The 21188-nt window shown below is 43.0% G+C and carries 23 protein-coding genes; 7 read left to right on the plus strand and 16 right to left on the minus strand.

Going from position 1 to position 21188, the window contains the following annotated elements:
* On the plus strand, positions 1-518 hold a 518-nt coding region (locus tag BLT29_RS13350), incomplete at its 5' end, for a hypothetical protein (protein WP_176763850.1).
* 293 nt (positions 519-811) lie between these two features.
* Here BLT29_RS13350 and BLT29_RS07090 read toward each other — a convergent pair.
* Positions 812-1588 carry a phosphatidylserine decarboxylase gene (locus tag BLT29_RS07090; protein ID WP_176763851.1) on the minus strand — a complete coding sequence of 259 codons (777 nt, stop codon included), beginning with the start codon at positions 1586-1588 and terminating at the stop codon, positions 812-814.
* A 139-nt stretch (positions 1589-1727) separates the two neighbouring features.
* On the opposite strand from BLT29_RS07090, the gene pssA reads away from it, so the two are divergent.
* The 3 genes from pssA (at position 1728) to sigK (ending at position 3697) form a co-directional block, all read left to right on the plus strand.
* On the plus strand, positions 1728-2267 hold the full coding sequence (gene pssA, locus BLT29_RS07095; protein WP_090775631.1) for a CDP-diacylglycerol--serine O-phosphatidyltransferase: 540 nt from the start codon (positions 1728-1730) through the stop codon (positions 2265-2267).
* A gap of 228 nt (positions 2268-2495) precedes the next feature.
* A complete protein-coding gene (locus tag BLT29_RS07100) occupies positions 2496-2771 on the plus strand; it encodes an HU family DNA-binding protein (RefSeq protein ID WP_090775632.1) in 276 nt (91 codons plus the stop codon).
* Positions 2772-2962: 191 nt separating this feature from the next.
* Entirely contained in the window at positions 2963-3697 is a 735-nt protein-coding gene (gene sigK, locus BLT29_RS07105; RefSeq protein ID WP_090775633.1) for an RNA polymerase sporulation sigma factor SigK, read from the plus strand.
* A gap of 37 nt (positions 3698-3734) precedes the next feature.
* Here sigK and BLT29_RS07110 read toward each other — a convergent pair whose 3' ends face one another.
* Together BLT29_RS07110 and BLT29_RS07115 are read right to left on the minus strand one after the other, a co-directional pair.
* Positions 3735-5879: a heavy metal translocating P-type ATPase gene (locus tag BLT29_RS07110; protein ID WP_090775634.1), complete on the minus strand. Its 2145-nt coding sequence runs from the start codon at positions 5877-5879 to the stop codon at positions 3735-3737.
* Complete coding sequence (locus BLT29_RS07115; protein ID WP_090775635.1) at positions 5872-6252, minus strand: ArsR/SmtB family transcription factor; 381 nt, start codon at positions 6250-6252, stop codon at positions 5872-5874. Before BLT29_RS07115 ends, BLT29_RS07110 begins: the two co-directional genes overlap by 8 nt.
* Before the next feature lie 166 nt (positions 6253-6418).
* Here BLT29_RS07115 and lplA point away from each other — a divergent pair, with 166 nt between their 5' ends.
* Positions 6419-7411 (plus strand): lipoate--protein ligase, encoded by a 993-nt coding sequence (gene lplA, locus BLT29_RS07120; RefSeq protein ID WP_090775636.1) that lies wholly within the window; start codon positions 6419-6421, stop codon positions 7409-7411.
* 30 nt (positions 7412-7441) lie between these two features.
* Entirely contained in the window at positions 7442-8083 is a 642-nt protein-coding gene (locus BLT29_RS07125) for an NUDIX hydrolase (protein WP_176763852.1), read from the plus strand.
* Here the strand turns inward: BLT29_RS07125 and BLT29_RS07130 are convergent.
* The 13 genes from BLT29_RS07130 to BLT29_RS07190 form a co-directional block, all read right to left on the minus strand.
* Entirely contained in the window at positions 8040-9530 is a 1491-nt protein-coding gene (locus BLT29_RS07130; protein WP_090775638.1) for an MDR family MFS transporter, read from the minus strand. The genes BLT29_RS07125 and BLT29_RS07130 overlap by 44 nt on opposite strands.
* Positions 9531-9609: 79 nt before the next feature.
* Complete coding sequence (locus tag BLT29_RS07135) at positions 9610-9840, minus strand: YrhC family protein (protein ID WP_090775639.1); 231 nt, start codon at positions 9838-9840, stop codon at positions 9610-9612.
* A gap of 108 nt (positions 9841-9948) precedes the next feature.
* A complete protein-coding gene (gene mtnN, locus BLT29_RS07140; RefSeq protein WP_090775640.1) occupies positions 9949-10644 on the minus strand; it encodes a 5'-methylthioadenosine/S-adenosylhomocysteine nucleosidase in 696 nt (231 codons plus the stop codon).
* A 29-nt stretch (positions 10645-10673) separates the two neighbouring features.
* Positions 10674-11288: a DUF1510 family protein gene (locus BLT29_RS07145; protein ID WP_090775641.1), complete on the minus strand. Its 615-nt coding sequence runs from the start codon at positions 11286-11288 to the stop codon at positions 10674-10676.
* 43 nt (positions 11289-11331) lie between these two features.
* A complete protein-coding gene (greA, locus tag BLT29_RS07150; RefSeq protein WP_090775642.1) occupies positions 11332-11808 on the minus strand; it encodes a transcription elongation factor GreA in 477 nt (158 codons plus the stop codon).
* 73 nt (positions 11809-11881) lie between these two features.
* Positions 11882-12523 (minus strand): uridine kinase, encoded by a 642-nt coding sequence (gene udk / locus BLT29_RS07155; protein WP_090775643.1) that lies wholly within the window; start codon positions 12521-12523, stop codon positions 11882-11884.
* 71 nt (positions 12524-12594) lie between these two features.
* Entirely contained in the window at positions 12595-13242 is a 648-nt protein-coding gene (locus BLT29_RS07160) for an O-methyltransferase (protein ID WP_090775644.1), read from the minus strand.
* A 42-nt stretch (positions 13243-13284) separates the two neighbouring features.
* A complete protein-coding gene (mltG, locus tag BLT29_RS07165; protein ID WP_090775645.1) occupies positions 13285-14439 on the minus strand; it encodes an endolytic transglycosylase MltG in 1155 nt (384 codons plus the stop codon).
* 113 nt (positions 14440-14552) lie between these two features.
* Entirely contained in the window at positions 14553-14849 is a 297-nt protein-coding gene (locus BLT29_RS07170) for a DUF1292 domain-containing protein (RefSeq protein ID WP_090775646.1), read from the minus strand.
* Positions 14850-14869: 20 nt separating this feature from the next.
* Positions 14870-15304 (minus strand): Holliday junction resolvase RuvX, encoded by a 435-nt coding sequence (ruvX, locus tag BLT29_RS07175; protein ID WP_090775647.1) that lies wholly within the window; start codon positions 15302-15304, stop codon positions 14870-14872.
* The gene (locus tag BLT29_RS07180) at positions 15301-15573 is read right to left on the minus strand and encodes an IreB family regulatory phosphoprotein (RefSeq protein WP_090775648.1); all 273 of its coding nucleotides are present in this window, start codon (positions 15571-15573) and stop codon (positions 15301-15303) included. Before BLT29_RS07180 ends, ruvX begins: the two co-directional genes overlap by 4 nt.
* Before the next feature lie 80 nt (positions 15574-15653).
* Positions 15654-18296 (minus strand): alanine--tRNA ligase, encoded by a 2643-nt coding sequence (gene alaS, locus BLT29_RS07185; protein ID WP_090775649.1) that lies wholly within the window; start codon positions 18294-18296, stop codon positions 15654-15656.
* Positions 18297-18542: 246 nt separating this feature from the next.
* A complete protein-coding gene (locus tag BLT29_RS07190; RefSeq protein ID WP_090775650.1) occupies positions 18543-19619 on the minus strand; it encodes an AI-2E family transporter in 1077 nt (358 codons plus the stop codon).
* Positions 19620-19993: 374 nt separating this feature from the next.
* Between BLT29_RS07190 and BLT29_RS07195 the strand changes: the two genes are divergently transcribed.
* Positions 19994-21052, plus strand: a complete 1059-nt coding sequence (locus BLT29_RS07195) for a DUF418 domain-containing protein (RefSeq protein WP_090775651.1) — start codon at positions 19994-19996, stop codon at positions 21050-21052.
* The last annotated feature ends 136 nt before the right edge of the window (positions 21053-21188 follow it).

Raw genomic sequence — 21188 nt, forward strand, 5'->3', positions numbered from 1 at the left:
GACCTACCGGACCTACTGGACCTACTGGACCTACTGGACCTACTGGACCTACTGGACCTACTGGACCTACTGGACCTACTGGACCTACTGGACCTGTCGGCGCCGTTGCCCGATATATCATTCTTTCTTCTGATGGTCAAGGACCTTTCGCATCAAATGCCACCATTACTTTCCAACATGAAGAACCTGCATCGTTAGCAACCGACTTTATTACAGAAGTGACACCAGGTTCTTACCAACTGGAGCCCGGCGTTTATGAAATGTATATCGTTGTACGTGGCACAGCAGATACAAACGTCCGACTGCGTGTTGACGGAAATCCTATATTTGGCTCTACAAACCGAGTTATTGCTAATCAATCAACGACACTCGTGACATTTGTAAGTGTAACTACGCAATCAACCATTGAATGGTTCCCATTTGGCGCCAGCCTCACATTAGACAATACGCCTGTCGATGGTGTAGCGTTTACAAACGCTTCTCTCACCTTTATCAAACTGAGTGTTGATCCTGAATAGCGCATGGGCAGTTAAATTATGATACGACAGGGACTGTCTAAAGATCAGAGCGTGATCTTTAGACAGTCTTTTTTACAAGTAGAACATCTCTACACTACTTCATCCATTCGCACACATCTTTTCTCCTGCCTACTGTCAAGCAAACAGGAGAAAAAAATAAAGCTAATTCAGCGGTAACCGGTAAATGCCTTCGATTTCGCATAAATTTCCTTTATCCACTGTGGCATTACGTCTACCAAAACAGGACTGTTCCAAAAGATCACATTGATCTTTAAGAACAGTCCTGATGTATTTCACAACAACGCCCCAATCACTTCCCCCATTCTAACCTCGTCCCCATTTTTCACTTTTATATCGACTGTTCCGTGCTCATAAATCAAAATGACCGTCGAACCAAATGAAAAATAAGCAACTTCTTCTCCTTTCTTCCATGCGTCACTTTTATTCGTTCGGATAATACTGTTGACATTTGTCGCGCCAACATTTACAAGTGCCATCTTTTTTTGAGATGGTAACAATAGTTCGAGCACTTGCCGGTAGTTTTTTGATAACGCTCTTTTGCCGTATTTGAGCCCTAATTCGTTCACGGGGTACGAACGCCCGCCAAGCACTCGTTCACGTACACATGTCGCATCAACCGGACTATGGATACGGTGATAGTGGCTCGGGCTTAAATATAAGACAACGTACTGCCCCCTTTCATATTGGCTCGCCACATCTTTCCCTCCAAGGAGTTCTTCAGCTGCGTACTGTTTTCCCTTCACTTGAAAACACATCTCAGGCGTCATTTCACCTGCCTCCACGCAAACCCCATCGACAGGAGCAACCATTTCATCCTCACCTAAAGCGATCGGCCTTGCACCTTTTTTTAATTCTCGAATAAAAAAGTGATGGAGACTGTCAAAGTCATCTATTGGCGCTTTTGCTTCAGATACGTCAACTTGATATGTACGACAATACCACGGGATCAAACCTTTACTCATACGTGACTGCGAAAATTTTTTTAACAATGCGCTTGCTACTTTGTGATTATGTAGTTCAATACACGCACGAAATAATTGTTTTTTCATGAAATCCTCCAACGACATCCTTGTATATTTACTTCCAAAATAAATTGATACGCGATATATTCTTCGACTCCTCATTGTTTTATGATATAATATACGTTCAAGAAGGGGATCCACCTTCTAGAGAAGAGGTGAACAACATATGTTTTTGCTCGAACAACTTTCCATCACAACAAAAAAGATAAAAACACAACTTGCAAACATCGCCACGCTGGCCAATTTAGGTGCAGGCGTCACGGCTATCCTTCTGACATTGCAAGGAAATACGAACGCAGGACTTTTATTTATTATTATTGCTGCCATGCTCGATCGTTTAGATGGCTATCTTGCCAGAAAATTAAACATTACCTCTGAACTTGGAAAACAATTGGATTCTTTAAGCGACCTTGTCTCATTTGGCGTCGCACCTGCTGTTCTCATCTTTCAACTAAGTTTAACGGAAATTGGTTTTATCGGTGGGGTGGCCGTTGTTCTCTTTATCACTTGTGGTGCACTACGCCTCGCCCGATTTAATATTACTGAATCGCAAAATGAATTCATCGGGCTACCCATTACTGCTGCTGGCTGTTTACTCGTTTTCTTTTCATTATTTCATGGCAACATTGGCGCACCCATGTATACCGTGCTTATGATTTCATTGGCTGGGCTCATGATTAGCAACATCAGAATTAAAAAAGCATAAGCTTGGGAAGTCCTCTTCCAGTGTACCAAATTTTTCATCATATGAGGAGGCTTCCAAGCCAAAAACAAAAAAAATCCTACTCTTTTTCTCTTAACCCTTGACATCACAAGCATTCCTAAGTAAATTAAGGACAGGCATCACGTCTCTCCTTGTCCTTGTGACATTTGCAAGCCATGTACTTAAGTAAGAACGAACGCCATTCTATAATAAGAAAAGGAGTTTTTCAAAATGAACAAAACAGATTTGATTAATGCAGTTGCAGAAGAAACAGATATCGCAAAGAAGGATGCCTCAAAAGCTGTTGACGCAGTTTTTGAGAAAATTACATCTGCACTTGTAGAAGGTGAAAAAGTACAACTTGTTGGTTTTGGCAGCTTTGAAGTCCGCGAACGCGCTGCTCGTAAAGGTCGTAACCCACAAACAGGTGAGGAAATTGAAATTGCAGCAACAAAAAATCCTGCATTCAAACCAGGTAAGCAATTAAAAGACGCTGTCAACGGCTAATTCCTCACCCGTGTTTTATATACGCTTGTAGGATTCATCCGTACAAGCAACCTTAAAAAACCACTTCTCACATGCAGAAGTGGTTTTTTACGATTTCATCCCAACTACTTTTTAATGAATTGACATCGTACAGACACACCAGCCCAATTCAGTGCATACATTAAAACAACGCATGGGAGGGGGAATGTGCGATGTCTAGCATCCTTGCAGCTATGACGTACTTTATAAAAGAAATTGTTGTTTTTGTTTCTTATGTTAAAAATAACGCCTTTCCACAGCCATTAAATAAATCAGAAGAAAAAAAATGCCTTGAATTAATGGCCGAAGGAGATATTGAAGCACGGAATCGTTTAATTGAACACAACCTCCGTCTCGTAGCACATATTGTCAAAAAGTTCGAAAATACACGTGAAGACACAGAAGACCTTATTTCGATTGGTACGATTGGTCTGATTAAAGCAATTGAAAGTTATTCCGCCGGGAAAGGCACCAAACTTGCCACGTATGCAGCACGATGCATTGAAAATGAAATCCTTATGCATCTAAGATCATTAAAAAAAGTTAGGCGCGATGTTTCTTTACAAGATCCTATTGGTACGGATAAAGAAGGCAATATCATTTCTCTTATTGATGTCATTCAAGAGGAATCTGATGACATTGCTGATATCATCCAAAAAGAGATGGAGAAGAAACAACTACATGAATATATCCATATTTTAGACGCACGTGAGCAAGAAGTGATAATGAGTCGGTTCGGTTTACAAACAGATAAAGAAAAGACACAACGGGAGATTGCAAAAAAATTGAACATCTCGCGTAGTTACGTCTCAAGGATTGAGAAACGTGCATTAATGAAATTGTTTCATGAGTTTTACAAACAAAGCCGGGGGCATTTACATCCTCAAAAAAGAAGTCGGGAAGAATGAGTGCCCCCAGCTACTGCGGGATTTTTGTCATAGGCAGTTAATCTTTCACCTTAAGCAATCGCAAGCTATTTAAAATGACGAGTAACGTCGCGCCAACATCAGATAAAATTGCAACCCAAAGTGTGAGCCAACCTGGAATCACAAGCAATAAAGCGAACAATTTTAAGCCGAGCGCAAAAGAAATATTTTGTTTAATAATCGCTAAAGCCCGTCGACTTAGTTTCATCGCGTACGGTAACTTTTTTAAGTCATCTGACATCAGTGCGACATCGGCTGTTTCGAGTGCGGTGTCGACACCCGCGCCACCCATCGCAACGCCGACCGTTGCAGCTGCCAATGCTGGTGCATCATTTACCCCATCGCCCACCATGGCAACTTTTCCGTGCTCCTCGCGGTACGACTTTACTGCATCAAGTTTATCTTCTGGCATGAGCGAGGCGCGTACTTCCGTGATCCCAACCATTTGCGCAAGCGCCTGTGCTGTCGTCTCATGATCACCTGTTAACATGACCGTTTTCTTTACCCCAAGTTGTTGTAACTTCGAGACGACGTGCTTGCTTTCTTCACGTACTTGGTCAGCAATTGCCAGCACGGCGATCAAGTCGCGATCTGTCCCAAATACAATTACACTTTTTCCTTGACGTTGAAAGGTGGTAATCTCAGCTTGTAATGACGCGTTCTCCACTTCCTTTAAACGTGACTGAAAAAATGCCGGACGACACGCGTAATATGTGATACCATCAATCACACCGCAAATCCCTTTCCCAGTCATGGAAGAAAAATCGTCCACTTCCAACTGTTGAAAAGCAATCCCTTCTGCAGAGATCTGCTTTAACACCGCAGAAGCGAGCGGATGCTGTGAACGGCTCTCAAGCGCCGCTAGACAAGCAAGTGCTTCTCCCCGATCAAACACCCCATGCATACGTACATCGGTCACAGCAGGCACGCCAGCTGTCAATGTGCCCGTCTTATCAAATGCGACGACTTTCATGGAGCCGAGCGCTTCTAAATACGCACCGCCTTTAATGAGCACACCGTGTTTTGCGGCGTTGCCAATCGCAGTCACAATGGCAACTGGTGTGGAAATGACAAGCGCACATGGACAACCTACAACGAGCACCGCTAACCCTTGATACACCCATACTGTCCAAGAAGCACCCAATAACAATGGCGGGATGATCATTACAAGTAATGCGACAATGATAATTGCCGGCGTGTAATATTTAGCAAACCGATCGACAAACGCTTGTGCTGGCGCGCGCGCTGCTTGCGCTTCTTCAACGAGTTTAATGACTTTCGCAATCGTTGTATCGGCCACATGTTTTGTAACCTCGATCTCTAACCAGCCCTCTTCATTCAACGTCCCTGCATACACTTGGTCTGTCACTTTCTTCTCAACTGGCAAGGATTCACCTGTAATGGCGGCCTGATTCACTGTCGAATGCCCCGTTACAACCGTCCCATCTAATGCAATTTTCTCACCTGGTTTCACAATCATCATTTCACCAATTGTGACATCCTCTACTTTTACACTCACCTCGTGACCATCACGTTTCACTGTGGCAGTCTTCGGTGTCTTTCCCATTAACGAACGAATGGACTGTCGGGCGCGATCCATCGAAAATCGTTCCAACGCCTCACCAACCGCAAACAACACAACGATAATTGCTCCTTCAACCCATTCACCGAGAATGGCGGCACCAATGACTGCAATCGTCATTAACGTCTTCATATCGAAGCGCGCGTGCAGAAGATTCATAAATCCTGTTATAAACAGTGTGTAGCCACCAATAATCATCGCAAGTGCAAATGGCAAAATTGTAAAAAGCCAGTGCGCACCTGTGTAGAGAGGCAGGATCAATCCAGCAACCACAAGAAACGACGCCATAAGAATATGTCCATACCTTTCTATTAATGAGGTGCTTTTCACATCTTCTGCGGCATGACCAGCTTCTTCGTCTACTTTAACAACGAGCTTTTCAAAAGCGCCTGCCTTTTCTAATGCGGCTATCGTTGTTGTGCCATAAACCGTAATCTTTTCAGCCGTAAAGTTTACTTTAGCGTCTTGCACCCCGTCTAGCCGTTTCACATTTTTTTCAAACGTTTCAGCACATCCAGGACAACTAAAGCCTTTCACACGGTAAATTTCTTTTTTGTCTTCACGCGCGAGTGATTCACCCATGACCCGACATCTCCTTACTATGGATATTGGCAATATGAACCAAGTCTTTTACATGATCGTCTTGTAAAGAATAAAACACGAGTTTCCCCTCTTTGCGACTCTTTGCGATGCCTAACAAGCGTAAATGCCGCAAGTGATGCGAGGCTGTCGCCGTTGTTGCACCAATGATTGTGGCAATGTCGCACACGCATAGTTCCTTTTCTTGCAACAAGCAATAAGCAATTTTCAAGCGTGTCTCATCTGCTAATGCTTTAAATATATTTGCGACTGGCGCAAGATCCTCTTTTGCTACTAACAAGGAAACACGTCTCACTTTTTCTTCGTCATAGCAAAATGTTTCACACACTTCTTTCGTTTGCTTCTTTGTTGTCATCCACTATCCACCTCAATCAAATGATCATTTGATTATTAGTTTACACATAGCCTACCCTTTTTGTCAATATAATATTCAAGTAATTATTTGAATGTACATTTACTCGACCTTTGTGATGAAAAAAGATATACTTTACTTGATGAACCACATGAAGGGAGCCACTCACATGAAGTTTATTGACAATGAACAAATCACTGACCCACGTATCAATCTCGCTGTCGAAGAGTGGGCATTAAAACATTTGGACGAGGATGAAACATACTTACTATTTTACATCAACGAGCCTTCCATTATTATCGGCAAAAATCAAAATACATTTGAAGAAATCAACTTAGACTATGTAAAGGAAAATGGCATTCATGTCGTGAGACGACTCTCCGGTGGCGGCGCAGTCTACCATGACCTTGGTAACTTAAACTTTAGCTTTATTACAAAAGATGATGGGGCATCTTTTAACGACTTCAAAAAGTTTACAGAACCCGTTGTCCGCGCGCTCGCTGAACTTGGCGTTGATGCAAAACTTACTGGGCGTAACGACATTCAAGTAGGCGAGCGCAAAATTTCCGGCAATGCTCAGTTTACAACGAAAGGACGGATGTTTTCCCACGGGACCTTGTTATTTAATTCAGAAATCGAACACGTTGTGTCGGCATTGAACGTGAAAGATGAAAAAATTCGTTCCAAAGGAATTAAATCCATTCGTAGCCGTGTGGCTAACATCGCTGAGTTTTTAGCTGAACCTATGTCGATGGCCGATTTTAAAGCACATCTCCTCAAGCACATTTTCCATACGAACGAAACGATCCCAGCATACAAATTGTCGCAACAAGATTGGGCAGACATTCACTCGTTATCTGAAGCACGCTATAAAAATTGGGATTGGAATTTCGGCAAGTCCCCCACGTTTGATATCCAACGCGCCAAGCGTTTCCCCATTGGCACAATTGATGTGCGCTTAAATGTACGTAAAGGAGTCATTACATCTTGTAAAATTTATGGTGATTTCTTCGGGACGCAAGATGTTGCCGAGCTTGCAGATGTGCTCATCGGCACACGGTATGCATTTGAACCTTTACAACAAGTGCTCGCTCCTGTCGATTTACAAGGCTACTTTGGCACTATTGACGCTGATGATTTTCTCCAGCTTCTCTATGCGTAACAGGACACTCATTTGAAAGGAGGATGCCTCTTGCCTACAATCGAACAAATTGAACGGATTTTTAAAGTACACCCGGCTCCGTCATCTCAACCAGCTAAACAAGCGGCAGTCATTTTGCCGCTTGTCACTATTGGTGGACAGACGCATGTACTGTTTCAGACGCGCGCACATACATTGAAAAAACAACCTGGGGAAACATGCTTTCCCGGCGGGCACGTAGAACCATTTGACGATACCGTCGCGCACGCTGCGATTCGTGAATGTACTGAAGAGCTAGGGCTTGCACAAACAGATATTACCATGATCGCACCGTTGCCAAAAGTTGAAGCCCCTCATCAACAGCTTGTCATCCATCCATACTTAGCAAACATTCGTGATGTTCACCAGATCACCATCGATCCAAGTGAAGTCGCCGATTGGTTCACGATCCCACTCGCCTACTTATTGACGAATCCACCACAGATTGGACACTTCAATGTAACGGTCGAACCAGCTGAAGATTTCCCAATCGAAAAAATTGCAAATCAAGGGGGGTACATCCGTCGTACCTACATGTTACAAGAGTATTTCTACACATATAAAGGGCGAACCGTTTGGGGATTGACAGCACGAATCTTACAGCAATTCCTTAGTCATTTGCAGCAGGAGATGACGTCTTCTGATCCCCTTTAGGGACAAATATGTTTACAATGAAAATGCACACTGCAAATATGGCAATCGCAATAAAAACGGCTGACAACCCACTAGAAAGACTATTCGCAATCAGTGTCTTCTCTGCCGCCGGAAGCACTGATTGTTGATTTAGCAGTTGATTCACTTTCTCAAGCGATGGCTGTTCAGTAAATGATGTTTGCATTCGTGACAGCTCTGTCGCTAAACGCGCATTTAACAGGCCACCTAAAAAAGAGACACCCATCACCCCACCTAATTGACGTGTGAACATGAGCATCGCTGTCGCCTCACCACGTACATTCCAAGCGACACTGGACTGGAGAGACACAATATACGTCATCGAGCAAAAGCCCATTCCGACACCAATAATTAAAGACGCACACGCAGCGAGCCATACTTGTGCTGTCACATGCAACAATACATATAAACTCGCACCTATTAATAACGCGACAGCGCCAATTGACGCTGTTTTCTTGAATCCCGTTTTTAACATCATCTTTCCAGCAACAACAGCTGACGTCGACCAACCTACAGAAAGCGTCGTAAGTGACAACCCTGCAATGAGCGGAGACACTTGCAATACCCCTTGCATATATGTAGGCAAAAAGCTTGAGATGCTTAAAATGATTGCCCCGATAAATAAACTGCCGACATTGATCGTCCATACCGTCCGCCGACGCCAAAGTGGCAACGTCATCATTGGATGTGTTGTGCGCAGCTCATGTTTAATAAACCAAAACAAACTAATCGCACTGACAACTAACAACACCCAAATAAACGTAGACGTTTGTAAAAATGACTGTTCTTGCACAAGGACGAGCATGAGTGTCATCGTCGCCACAAGTAACAACGCAGCCCCTTTGTAATCAATCGGTTGCTTCTCTTTTGGAACAGACTCCTTTAAAAAGAGGATAATTCCAACGACTGAGATCAACCCTATTGGCACATTTAACCAAAAAACCCAGGACCAATGTACGTACGTAATTAGCAACGCACCTAAAAAAGGGGCTGTCACCGCCGCAATTGCCCACACACTAGACAAATACCCTTGAATACGCGAACGTTCTTCCTTCGTATATATGTCACCAACGATTGTCGTCGCAATTGGTTGCACCGCCCCCGCGCCTAAACCTTGTATACAACGAAAAACAATGAGCCAGGCCATTGACGGTGCAAAGCCGCACAGGACAGATCCGATTAAGAATATTAACACACCAATGGTAAAAATACGTTTTCTTCCATAAATGTCTGCGAGTTTACCATAAATTGGAATGGTGACAACTTGCATTAGTAAATAAGCTGAAAACACCCAGCTAAACAATGAAAATTGACCAAGGTCACCAACAATTTGTGGCATAATGGTTGCCACAATCGTTGCCTCCACCGCAGCCATAAACATTGCCAGTAATATGGCTGCTAGTACAAATGGGCGTTTTGTTCCTCTCATTTTTACGCCCCCTCTTCTTGTGACATCTTTCCCTCATTGAGAAAAAGCCATGCAAATGCACGGCTTTTTCTCATCATACTTACTCATTCATTTGCTCACGTGCCCGCTTTGCTCGCATAGATAACCAACAAAATATAGCTGCAACCATAAATGTGACAATCACAATGAGAACATACATCGGCTGTGCTTTCACATCTATTCGGTAGCCTGGTGGCAATAAAAAGCCTAGCGTCAAAAATAGCCCTAATGATAGAAATAAACAACTAAACCGATGATAGTCTTGCTGTGCTGCCTCCAATTGTTTCTCCATCTGCTCGTCCTCCTAAGATATAGGACATCTTTATTCTTTATCTACAAAAGTGTCTTCTTTTGTATCTTAACAAATATGATAGATGACGTGAGAAGAGAAATTTTGGTATTATGCCGCCAAAGCACGCAACATGTGTAACACTTGTTGCGCTGAGTGATCTGCAGCCTTCTTTAAAAAGGTTTCATAAGATCCGTGTGCCTCGCCCCCAGCTACATCTGACAACGCCCGAATAATGACAAACGGTGTTTCAAATTGATGACACACTTGGGCAATTGCCCCTGCTTCCATTTCGACACAATAAGCCGTTGGAAATTGCCCTTTCACTTGCTGCACACGTGTGGCTTCTCCCATAAAAGAATCACCCGTCAGCACAAGACCTGTCTCCGTTCGGATGCCCACTTCTTGCGCTGCTTGCTTTGCAATATCAATGAGCTTCTTTGCAGGCATGTAGGCAGGCACAGAGCCGGGGACTTGTCCATATTCATAGCCAAATACCGTTGCATCAACGTCATGATAACGCACTTCTGTTGAGATGACAATGTCACCAACAGCCATAGCTTCATGCAATCCCCCAGCAACCCCTGTATTCACAACGTAATCTGGACGATAGCGGTCGTTTAAAAGCGCTGTCGCCATCGCCGCATTCGCTTTACCGATCCCACAAAGAGTGAGCACAACCTCCACACCTTCAATTTTACCTAATGTAAACGTACAATGAGCGACTGTTTCTACAACTGGTTCGACCATTTTCCCCCGCAATTCATTAACTTCTTCTTCCATTGCACCAATAATACCAACCCGCACGTTATCTCCTCACTTTTCCAACTCTTGTTTTATCGGTATGGGTTGCTTGTCATTTGCTCGACCGATGTCACTTCCCAACCAACACCGTCTACCCACTTTAATTGTACTTCTTGTGGTGTATCATGACTGCCAGCAGCACTAATCACAGCACGCGCTGCAGATGAACCACCATTTTCTAAACGCCATAAGATCGCACCATTGACTCCATCGCGTAAATTCGTACCTAAATAAACGGCTTCTTCCATTTCATTCCAATTCTGACTACCCATAGTAAAATCGTTTGGTGTTGGATTTTCTTGCGCTGTTTCCACTTGCTTTTCTTCTGAGGTCGTTTCTTCTTCCTCTTCTTTTTCTTCCTCTGTCTCTTCAGATTCAGAAGGTTTCTCTTTTTCTTCTTCCTCTTCTGCACGCGCGTCTACATTCGCAGATGCTTGCTTGTCCTCGTCTTTACCATCTTCAACAAGCGCTGGCCCATTGTTTTCTTTTTCTGGTTCATTGTTGCTCGCCTGTTGCGTATTTGAAGACATCCAATGCGTCACAAGCGTCACACCTAATACGACGATTAGAACACTGACAACTGCGATTGCAATATTTAACAACCGATTAATCCGTCTACTTTTCCGGTTCTCATATCGCTTGCTCATATGCTCACACTCCTTTAACCATCTACAAACACACGTTGCGCTATTAGCGAATCTCTAAAATCTTGACCTCTAACTCTCCACCTGGTGTATTTACGACGGCCTTGTCATTGACCGTTTTACCTAGCAAACTTCTCGCCATTGGAGAATCATTGGATATTTTCCCGTCAAGCGGGTCTGATTCTGCGCTTCCAACAATTGTATATTCTTCTTCTTCTCCATCCGGCAGCTCGACGAGGCGGACTGTTTTCCCGAGAGAAACCACATGGTCTTCTGTCGTTGTTGCTTCAATCATGACCGCATTACGAATCATCTTTTCCAGCTGTGCAATGCGCCCTTCTACAAAAGCCTGCTCTTCTTTAGCTGAATCGTACTCTGAATTCTCCGATAAGTCCCCAAAACTCCGTGCCACTTTTATCCGCTCCACCACTTCCTTACGGCGAACAGTAATAAGTTGTTGTAACTCATCTTCCAACTTTCGCTTTCCTTCTTCTGTCATATAATGCTTTTTTTCTGCTGCCATCATCGTCACTCCTCATCAATTTCGTTTTTATTTTCTACTAAAATTACTGTCATATCGCGAATTAGCTGCCTTATTACCCGTGTAATGATTTGTTCGCCACAACTGTATGAATCTTTGTTGCCAACAAATCGATGGCCACTTTATTTTGTCCACCTTCAGGAATGATCACATCCGCATAACGTTTTGTAGGTTCTACAAACTGCAAGTGCATCGGGCGAACAACGGATGTGTACTGTTCAATAACCGAGTCAATCGAACGACCTCGCTCTTTTGTATCTCGCATGAGACGTCGAATAATACGGATATCTGCGTCTGTGTCGACGAACGCTTTAATATCCATCAAGCTCCTTAGACGTTCATCTTCTAAGATGAGAATGCCTTCTAGGATGATCACATCTTTTGGTTCAATTCTCGTCACTTCTTTTGCCCGTGTATGATTCGCATAGTCATAACTGGGCTTTTCAATTGGCGCCCGATCAGCCAACTGTAGTAAGTGCGTGTATAACAATTCATTGTCAAATGCGAGCGGATGATCATAATTTGTTTTTAAGCGCTCTTCAAAAGATAAATGGTCTTGATTTTTATAGTAAGCGTCTTGTTCAATTAAAACAATCGATGAGCCTTGAAACTGCTTAAAAATTTCTTGCGCGACGGTCGTTTTTCCTGAACCCGTCCCTCCTGCTACACCAATTATCACGGGTCTGCTTGACTGCATGCTCTTCTCTCCTATACAAGTAAAACTTAAATCATCCTACACGAAAACAACGACTTTTATGACGCGTTCGGTTACAATTTTTTTACACTGCATGCAACACCATCACCAATCGGATAAACACGCGTCTCATACGTTGGATGCTTCATCAACCACTCATTGTAGTGACGAATTTTTTTGACGAGGGGACGCAATCTCTTTTCAGAAATTTCTTCATCTGCCACTGCAACCAAACCTCGAAACAATACATTGTCACTCCATATAACGCCACCTGCTTTAACAAATGGCTCATATTGCTCAAAAAAAGTGCGGTACTGTCCTTTTGCTGCATCAATAAATAATACATCAAATGGCTGAAAATGTACAACTTGGTTTACGGCTTCTGTTGCATCTGCATGAATAAGTGTGATCCGGTCTTGTAATTTTGCTTCCGTTACAAAACCTTCCGCTTGCGCAAATCGTACTGGATCGCGTTCAATCGTCACGATATGAGCAGATGGTATGGCAAGTGCCATCCGGATCGCCGAATAACCGATTGCCGTACCGATCTCTAAAATGCGCTTTGGTTGCTGCAATAACAGATGTGACAACATCATCTCGAGTGAAATGAGTTCCATAATCGGGACGTTTTCCACTTTAGCGACGCGCTCCATTTCTTGTAATAATGGCACGCGGTCAGGAATCCATGATTCAACATAGCCCTTTACGCGGTTATTTATCATGTGAACCATCCTTTTTTACGTCCTTTGTGGAAGATGTCATATTTACTCATCATCTTTTTTCTTGTTTTCCTCCCACTCGCTCCTATACTTATTGCGGGCAGCTTCATGCGCCTCAAGATCAACATTATAAATAATCTCTCCATTATAACGAGCGTAAAAAAATAAGTAGTCCGTCTGTGTTGGATCAGCCGCAGCCATAAAGGATTCCTCACGCATGTTCGCAATGGGTCCAGGTGGCAAGCCTTTATTTTTATACGTATTGTATGGTGAATCGACCTCAAGATCCTTAAGGGACGTCATATATAAATGTTCTCCCTTTGCGTAGGCAACAGTAGGATCAACTTGTAATTTCATGTCTTTATTTAGACGATTATGCAACACACCTGAAATCATGAAACGATCTTCTTGCTCTAATGCTTCACGCTCGACAATGGCACCAATGGTAAGTAACTGATGAATTGTATACTTCCCTTCATTTGCACGAATGAGTGCTTGCTTATCATCGATCATCTTTTGCGTACGGTCAAGCATTGCCTTAATCGCTGCATCAAGTGACATATTTTCTTCTGTAAAATCATAACGGGACGGATATAAATAACCTTCAAGCGGGTGACGAATATGTTCATTCAAAATTTCATCTGTCAACATATCGTACTTTTCAATGAGTGACTTCACATAGTCATGGTCATCCATTTTTGCTAAAATCTCTTCCTTTTTTTCAGGGACATGTTCAGCCACACGTGCAGCAATTTGCTGTAGTGTCCATCCTTCGGGAATAATAAAAGAATGCGCCGCATCTGCTGTCGCACTTGGGTCTTTCAACGTGGCAATCAATTGATCAATATCCATCTCAGTGCTAAGGTTATACTCACCTGCTTGAAAATCTGATGCATTTTTATAACGTGTATAGTAGCGAAAAATGGACGCATTACGTATGAGCCCCTGTTCTTCTAAAATGGCACCAATTGTTGTCGTTGAAGAGCCTATTGGAATTGATACATGTACATCTCGTCCCTCTCCGTCTGCATCCATTGCTTTTAAGGCCAATGAAACATAAATATATGCACCAACACCTACGACCACAATGAGCGATAGCAGAGATACGACACAAATAAAAACAATTTTTCGAACGGTCTTTGCCCGGGAAACTTGTTCCTCGTATTGCGTCATAAACTGTTTATCTTGTTTTTTGGACATAACTGCCTCCCCATACCAAACAAGTGGAAAAAGGGTGTAAGTAGATTTAACCCCCTTTGCCACAAATATTTCAAAGGAAACCCGCGCTACCTAATGGGCACGGGTTCCTTGTTTTATTCTTCCTCGGCTCCCTCTTCTTCCGAAAAAGTATTGAGCATTTCCTCAATGATTTCCCATTCCTCGTCTGTCTCTACTGGAAAAAGGGCAATGTCGTTGTCTGGATCATCACGATCTTCATAACGGAACGCGAACACCTCAACTTCTTCCTCTTCTGAGTCAGCGCCCTCCGGGATTAGCATAATATAAGAACGTCCTGTCTCGTCTACAGTGAACCGAAATAACTCATCAAATAAATGTTCATTTCCTTCTTCATCAGGGATTACAATGCGTTCTCTTTCTTCTTGGGACATTTTTTTTCCTCCAATTGTCGTTAGATAGATGTCGGTCGATGGCTCGCGTGGTCTAAATAGCTTTGTAATATAAGTACTGCTGCCATTTTGTCAATCACTTTTTTGCGTTTTTTTCGACTGACATCGGCGTCAACGAGCACGCGTGTTGCTGCTGCAGTTGTTAATCGCTCATCCCAGAGCACGACTTGTACATCAACATGCTCTCTTAGCATTTTAGCAAAAGTTTCACTCCTGCGTCCACTTTCACCAATCGTGCCGTTCATATTTTTAGGATAACCAACGACAACAGTTTGTGCTTCATGCATATTTACTAATGACACCAGCTTGCTAAACATGTCGCTTTTGTTCTCATCATTAAACGCTATCGTTTCCAATCCTTGCGCCGTCCAACCAAGTGCATCGCTTAAAGCCACACCAACCGTTTTTGTTCCAACATCTAAACCAATTATCCTCATTTATAGGTCCTACCGTGTTGCATCAAATAGGATTTCACTAATGTCTCAATTAATTCATCTCGTTCTAACTTTCGAATGAGCGTTCTTGCGTCACGATGACGTGGAATATAGGCCGGATCCCCTGATAATAAGTAGCCAACAATCTGGTTAATTGGATGATAACCTTTTTCCTCAAGCGCATCATAAACAGACAAGAGCACTTCTTGTACATCTGCATCGAAGGAGTCATCATTGAAACTGAATTGCATCGTATGATCGATTGAACTCACCGCTCTCACCTCTTCTTCGCATATTCCTAAAATACCGGACAAATATCTTATCCCTTACATTGTACACTATCTATCGCACATTAGGAAAGGGATTTTACGTACTCGTAAACATAAGCAAGTGCTTCATCAATTTTTTCTGGTCTTTTGCCTCCGGCTTGTGCCATGTCTGGACGTCCACCGCCTCCACCACCTGCACGTGTCGCAACTTCTTTCATTAATTTACCGGCATGATGTCCTTTTGCAATGGCATCCTTTGTAGCAGCTGCAACAAAGGTGGCTGCCTCACCTGTCTCGGCTCCAAGTACGATGACCGCAGCATCATATTTCTGTTTCAGTACGTCAATCATCTTCCGAAGCGCCTCCGTATCTTTCGCAGAGACTTTTGCTGCAAGCACTGTCACACCATTAATTTCTTGCGCTTGTGACATTAAATCACCAGATGCTAGTTGCCCGACCTTCGCTGTAAGTGATTCGTTCTCACGCCGTGCTTCGCGAAGTTCTTCTTGAATTCGTTCAATGCGCGTTGGCACATCCGTTAATTGTTTTGCTTTCAACCGCTCGGCAGCATCTTGCAACACCATCACTTGATCACTTAAAAATTGATATGCCCCTTTTGATGTCACTGCTTCAATTCGGCGTACACCGGCGCCAATGCCTACTTCAGACACAATTTTAAACAAACCAATTTCTGCTGTGTTATGCACATGGCAACCACCACACAACTCCAAACTATAGTCACCAAGCTGTACGACGCGCACATGTTCACCATATTTCTCACCGAAAAGCGCCATCGCACCCATTGCTTTTGCTTCTTCCAATGTTTTTGTTGCGATGTTTACTGGCAATGATTGCCACACTTTCTCGTTCACGCGTGTTTCAATTTGGGCAAGCTCATTTTTTGTAACAGCACCAAAATGAGAGAAGTCAAAGCGTAATCGCCCTTCTTCCACAAGCGATCCTGCTTGATTCACGTGCGCCCCGAGCACATCTTTGAGCGCTTGATGAAGCAAATGGGTCGCTGTATGATTTTTTTGAATGGCTAATCGCTCGTGTGCAGAAATAGATGCATTAAGCGATTGACCGACAGACAACGTGCCTTCGATCACTTCCACAGTGTGCAAGTGTTGACCATTCGGCGCTTTTTTCACGTCACAAACACGTGCCTGCGCGCCGTCAGTTACAAGTAAACCACAGTCAGCTACTTGACCACCACTTTCAGCGTAAAATGGGGTTTCATTCAACAGTACTTGTACCGTCTCACCTGCTTGCGCCTGCGTCACAAGCGCTTGTCCAGAAATGATCGTTGTAATGACTGCAGGCACATCAAATTTGTCATAACCAACAAACATACTTTGTACATTAAGATCACTTAAGACACCTTCTTGGATGCCCATTGAAGCTACTTCTTGTCGTGCTTGACGCGCACGCGTCCGTTGGGCTTCCATTTGCTTGTCAAAACCCGCACGGTCAACAGTGAGTCCTTGTTCTGCAACATATTCTTCTGTCAAATCAATCGGGAATCCATATGTGTCGTACAAACGAAACGCCTCATTACCGGCAATGACTGTCGTCCCTTCTTGCTTCGCACGGGTCATCACATCATTTAGTAAACCTAAGCCTTCATTTAACGTCTCATGAAAACGTTCTTCTTCTGTACGAATGACTCGCTGAACGAAATCACGTTTTGTCGTCACATCCGGATAGAAATCCACCATCACTTCCGCAACTACAGGCACAAGCTCATACATAAATGGTCGCTCAATTCTAAGCGTTTTTGCAAAACGAACCGCTCGTCGAAGTAGCCTTCTTAATACATACCCTCGCCCTTCATTAGAAGGAAGCGCGCCATCTGCAATCGCAAATGAAACGGTTCGAATATGATCCGCAATGACTTTAAATGCTGTCCGCTTCTCGTCTGCACTTTCCATATATGTTTCTTTTGTAAAACGCTCTGTCTCCTTAATAATCGGGATAAACAAGTCGGTTTCAAAATTTGTCGGCGCCTCTTGAATGACCGATACCATCCGCTCAAGCCCCATACCCGTATCAATATTTTTCTTTGGTAGCGGTGTATATGTGCCATCAGCATTATGATTAAATTGCGAGAACACTAAGTTCCAAATTTCTAAGTAACGATCATTTTCTCCACCAGGATAAAGCTCAGGATCATTTTCGTCATCACCATATGCAGGACCGCGGTCATAAAAAATTTCTGAGTTCGGTCCACTTGGTCCTTCTCCTATATCCCAAAAGTTCCCCTCTAGTCTGACGATCCGTGTAGACGGGATGCCAATGACATCGTGCCAATACGTATATGCTTCTTCATCTTCTGGGTGCACGGTTACCGATAACTTCTCTGGGTCAAAACCGATCCACTGATCACTCGTTAAAAACTCCCACGCATATTGAATGGCTTCTTCTTTAAAATAATCACCAATAGAGAAGTTCCCAAGCATTTCAAAAAATGTATGGTGGCGGGCTGTCTTTCCGACATTCTCAATATCATTTGTACGGATTGATTTTTGCGCATTTGCCATCCGCGGATTGTCCGGCACAACCCGACCGTCAAAATATTTCTTCAATGTTGCGACACCACTATTAATCCATAAAAGACTCGGGTCCTCAAAAGGAACGAGCGACGCACTTGGCATCACCGCATGTCCTTTTTCAGCAAAGAAATCCAAAAACATTTGTCGAACTTGTGCTGAGGTTAGTCGTTTCACAATGATCGCTCCTATCTATGTATAAAAAATGAAAAAAGTCCTCTCCAAACTCGGACGAGGATCGCTATGACGTATTGAAAACCTTCCCAAGGATAAGTAACCCTATTGTCACCTATAGATTCGGTTATGTCACGCATCCGTATGCCACTACTTGTCATTCTTTCATCATGACCTTTATTATACCATAAAGTATATGGGCTTCACTAGTACTGTTACTGACTTCCCCTTTCTTTTTCACAATTTCTTTCACACTTTATCGCCCGCTTGATCTATATATTTGCGTACGTGCAAAAGTGTCACTTTCACAATTGCCAAAATAGGCACCGCTACGAGTAAACCGATAATTCCAGCCACTTCCACACCAATAAGCAATGCAAGAATAATAAAAACCGGATGCAAGTGGACAGTCCGCCCAACAATGACTGGAGAGAGGACATTCCCTTCTATTTGTTGGATCACGAAAATAACAATGATGGTGTACAGGGCAAGCGTTGGTGAACTCATGAAAGCGACAACAACAGCAGGGGCTGCCCCAATAAAAGCCCCAAAATAAGGAATCAAGTCCGTTGCCCCAATAAACAATCCTAAAATCAATGAATAAGGAATTCCGAGCAACCAGAAGGCGATAACAGAAAGCATTCCAACGCAGAGTGCAACAAATAATTGCCCGCGGATGTACGCTCCAAACGTCACATCTACTTCATGAACATACTGATGCAGCGGCTTTCGCCATCTCCTCGGTGTTAAATAATAACTTACGCGAACGAGTAGCGTGTAATCCTTTAGTAAATAAAAGACTAAAAAAGGGACAACGAGCCAAACGATCATTGATTGCGCTACGCGTAACAACCCTTGCTCCATTAAGTCTAATGCTTGAGCACTCCATCCCTCTAATCGTCCAGTCCAATCATCCATGTAATCATCTACTGGTTCAGGTAAACGATCTACAGTATGTTGCACATGCAATAGCAACTTTTCAAATTCAGCTAGTTGTCCAGGCAATACGTCTATCGCTTCTGTTATTTGCCTAATCAGGATCGGCACACCAAAAAATACTACCGCACCAGTCACAACAATAAATGTTACAAATAAGCTTACGACAGCCCATGTTCGAGACATACCTATATGAACAAGCTTCTCTATGATAGGGTGTAACAAATAAGCAAATAATCCCGCCACACAAATAGGCCAGAATAATGTACAGATGACATCCCAAACGGGGTGAAAAAAGGGCATTAACCGACTTGCAATAAGGAAAAGAAGCGCAATGATCAGCCATTTTGTCCATTTTAACAAGTTGATAATATGTTGCTCATTGTTCATGTGTTCATTCCCTTTCGTCCCATGTTTTCGTTAGGATGTACCATCAAGTGAAAATCTAATCGGGAAGACAAGAAGAAACCGCTTTTGTAACAACCTGAAAAAGGACACGACTTGGTCATTTAAATCACTTAAGATATCGCGCACTCCTTGAAAAGCATTGGCATGGTACATGAACGTTTCGACAGTATTTTTTACCACTTCTGTTTGTAAATAGTGGGACGCTCAAGGGAGCCACTCGGACGGTAAAAACGTTACATGACATGATTGTAATGTTATACAACGCTTTTGCAAGACAATTCTATGGGATGATCGTCCTATTTTATCTATAATTAAAACATGTTATTTACGAAAATTTTACACATGGGGGAATAATAATGAATCAAGATATACAAAAAATCGGGAGAATCAATGTGCTGGACAGTATGCGAGGCATCGCGCTTTTGTTCATTTTGCTCGTTCACCTCCCTATGTTTATTGCACCGTTGACAACGGGGAGCATCACCGTCATTCCGGATATTTTATTTTCCATGAGTGCTGCCCCGTTGTTTGCGTTTTTGTTCGGAGTCAGTGCAGCAATCCTCTATAATAATTTACGCAAACGTCAAGCGAATCCGACAATCATTTTGCTTAGACGGATGTTCATATTGGTACCATTCGGCGTCATTCATGCAGCATTTATTTTTAGTGTAGATATTTTACTTGGATATGGACTCGCAGGCTTGATACTCGTCTTGTTTGTAAAACTTCCACAAAAATGGCTTTTAACGCTCAGTATCGTCTTCTTTATTTATGGGATTGTTGCGATCCAGATAGAACAGATGGCCGGGCTCCCTTTAATTTTAGCTTATTTAGGATACATGTTGCCTGGTATGTACGCGTATCGCGCTGGATTGTTTACACATCTACCGAAAAAACGTCTTCTTCTTTGGGGCGCGGCGTGTATCTTTCTCGTCATAGGAATTCCAGTAAAAGTCATGCATTTCAACGGTATATTTGATTCCAGTGATGTGTTCTTTCATACGATTTTTCTATTATCCTGTTTGCTCGTTACAGCAGGTTATGTATTTTTATTTTTAGCCATCGGTACAAGTGAGAAGAAAATTCGTTCGTTGCTCACTCCTTTTCAATCTGTTGGCAGAATGGCATTTACGAACTACTTGTTACAGTCGCTTATATTTGCCATGATCGCTATACAGACAGAGCACGAGTATTTTTCAGGATGGGGACTCATAGACACCATTTCAGAAATTCAATTGCTCGTGCTCGGATTATTCGTTTTCCTATTGCAAATGGTATTTAGCCATCTATGGCTGGAACGCTTTGCGTATGGACCTTTAGAATGGGTTTGGCGTCTTGGAACATACTGGCGTATTGTTCCACTTAGGAAGAAGAGCGTTGTGTCAGGGAAAAATAAAAAAGCTTCTCAGATTTAAAGTGGTACTATCTCATTACCTTTTAGCCTATACCTTTCACTTGGTGCAAATGTATAACCTACATTCAGCAATTTCCACGTGTAGCGCCTCTTTCCAATGGGGCGCTTTTTCATCTGTCTATCATAGAGCGCATCTA

It is taken from the genome of Shouchella lonarensis (assembly GCF_900096965.1).
Lineage (GTDB): Bacteria > Bacillota > Bacilli > Bacillales > Bacillaceae_D > Shouchella > Shouchella lonarensis.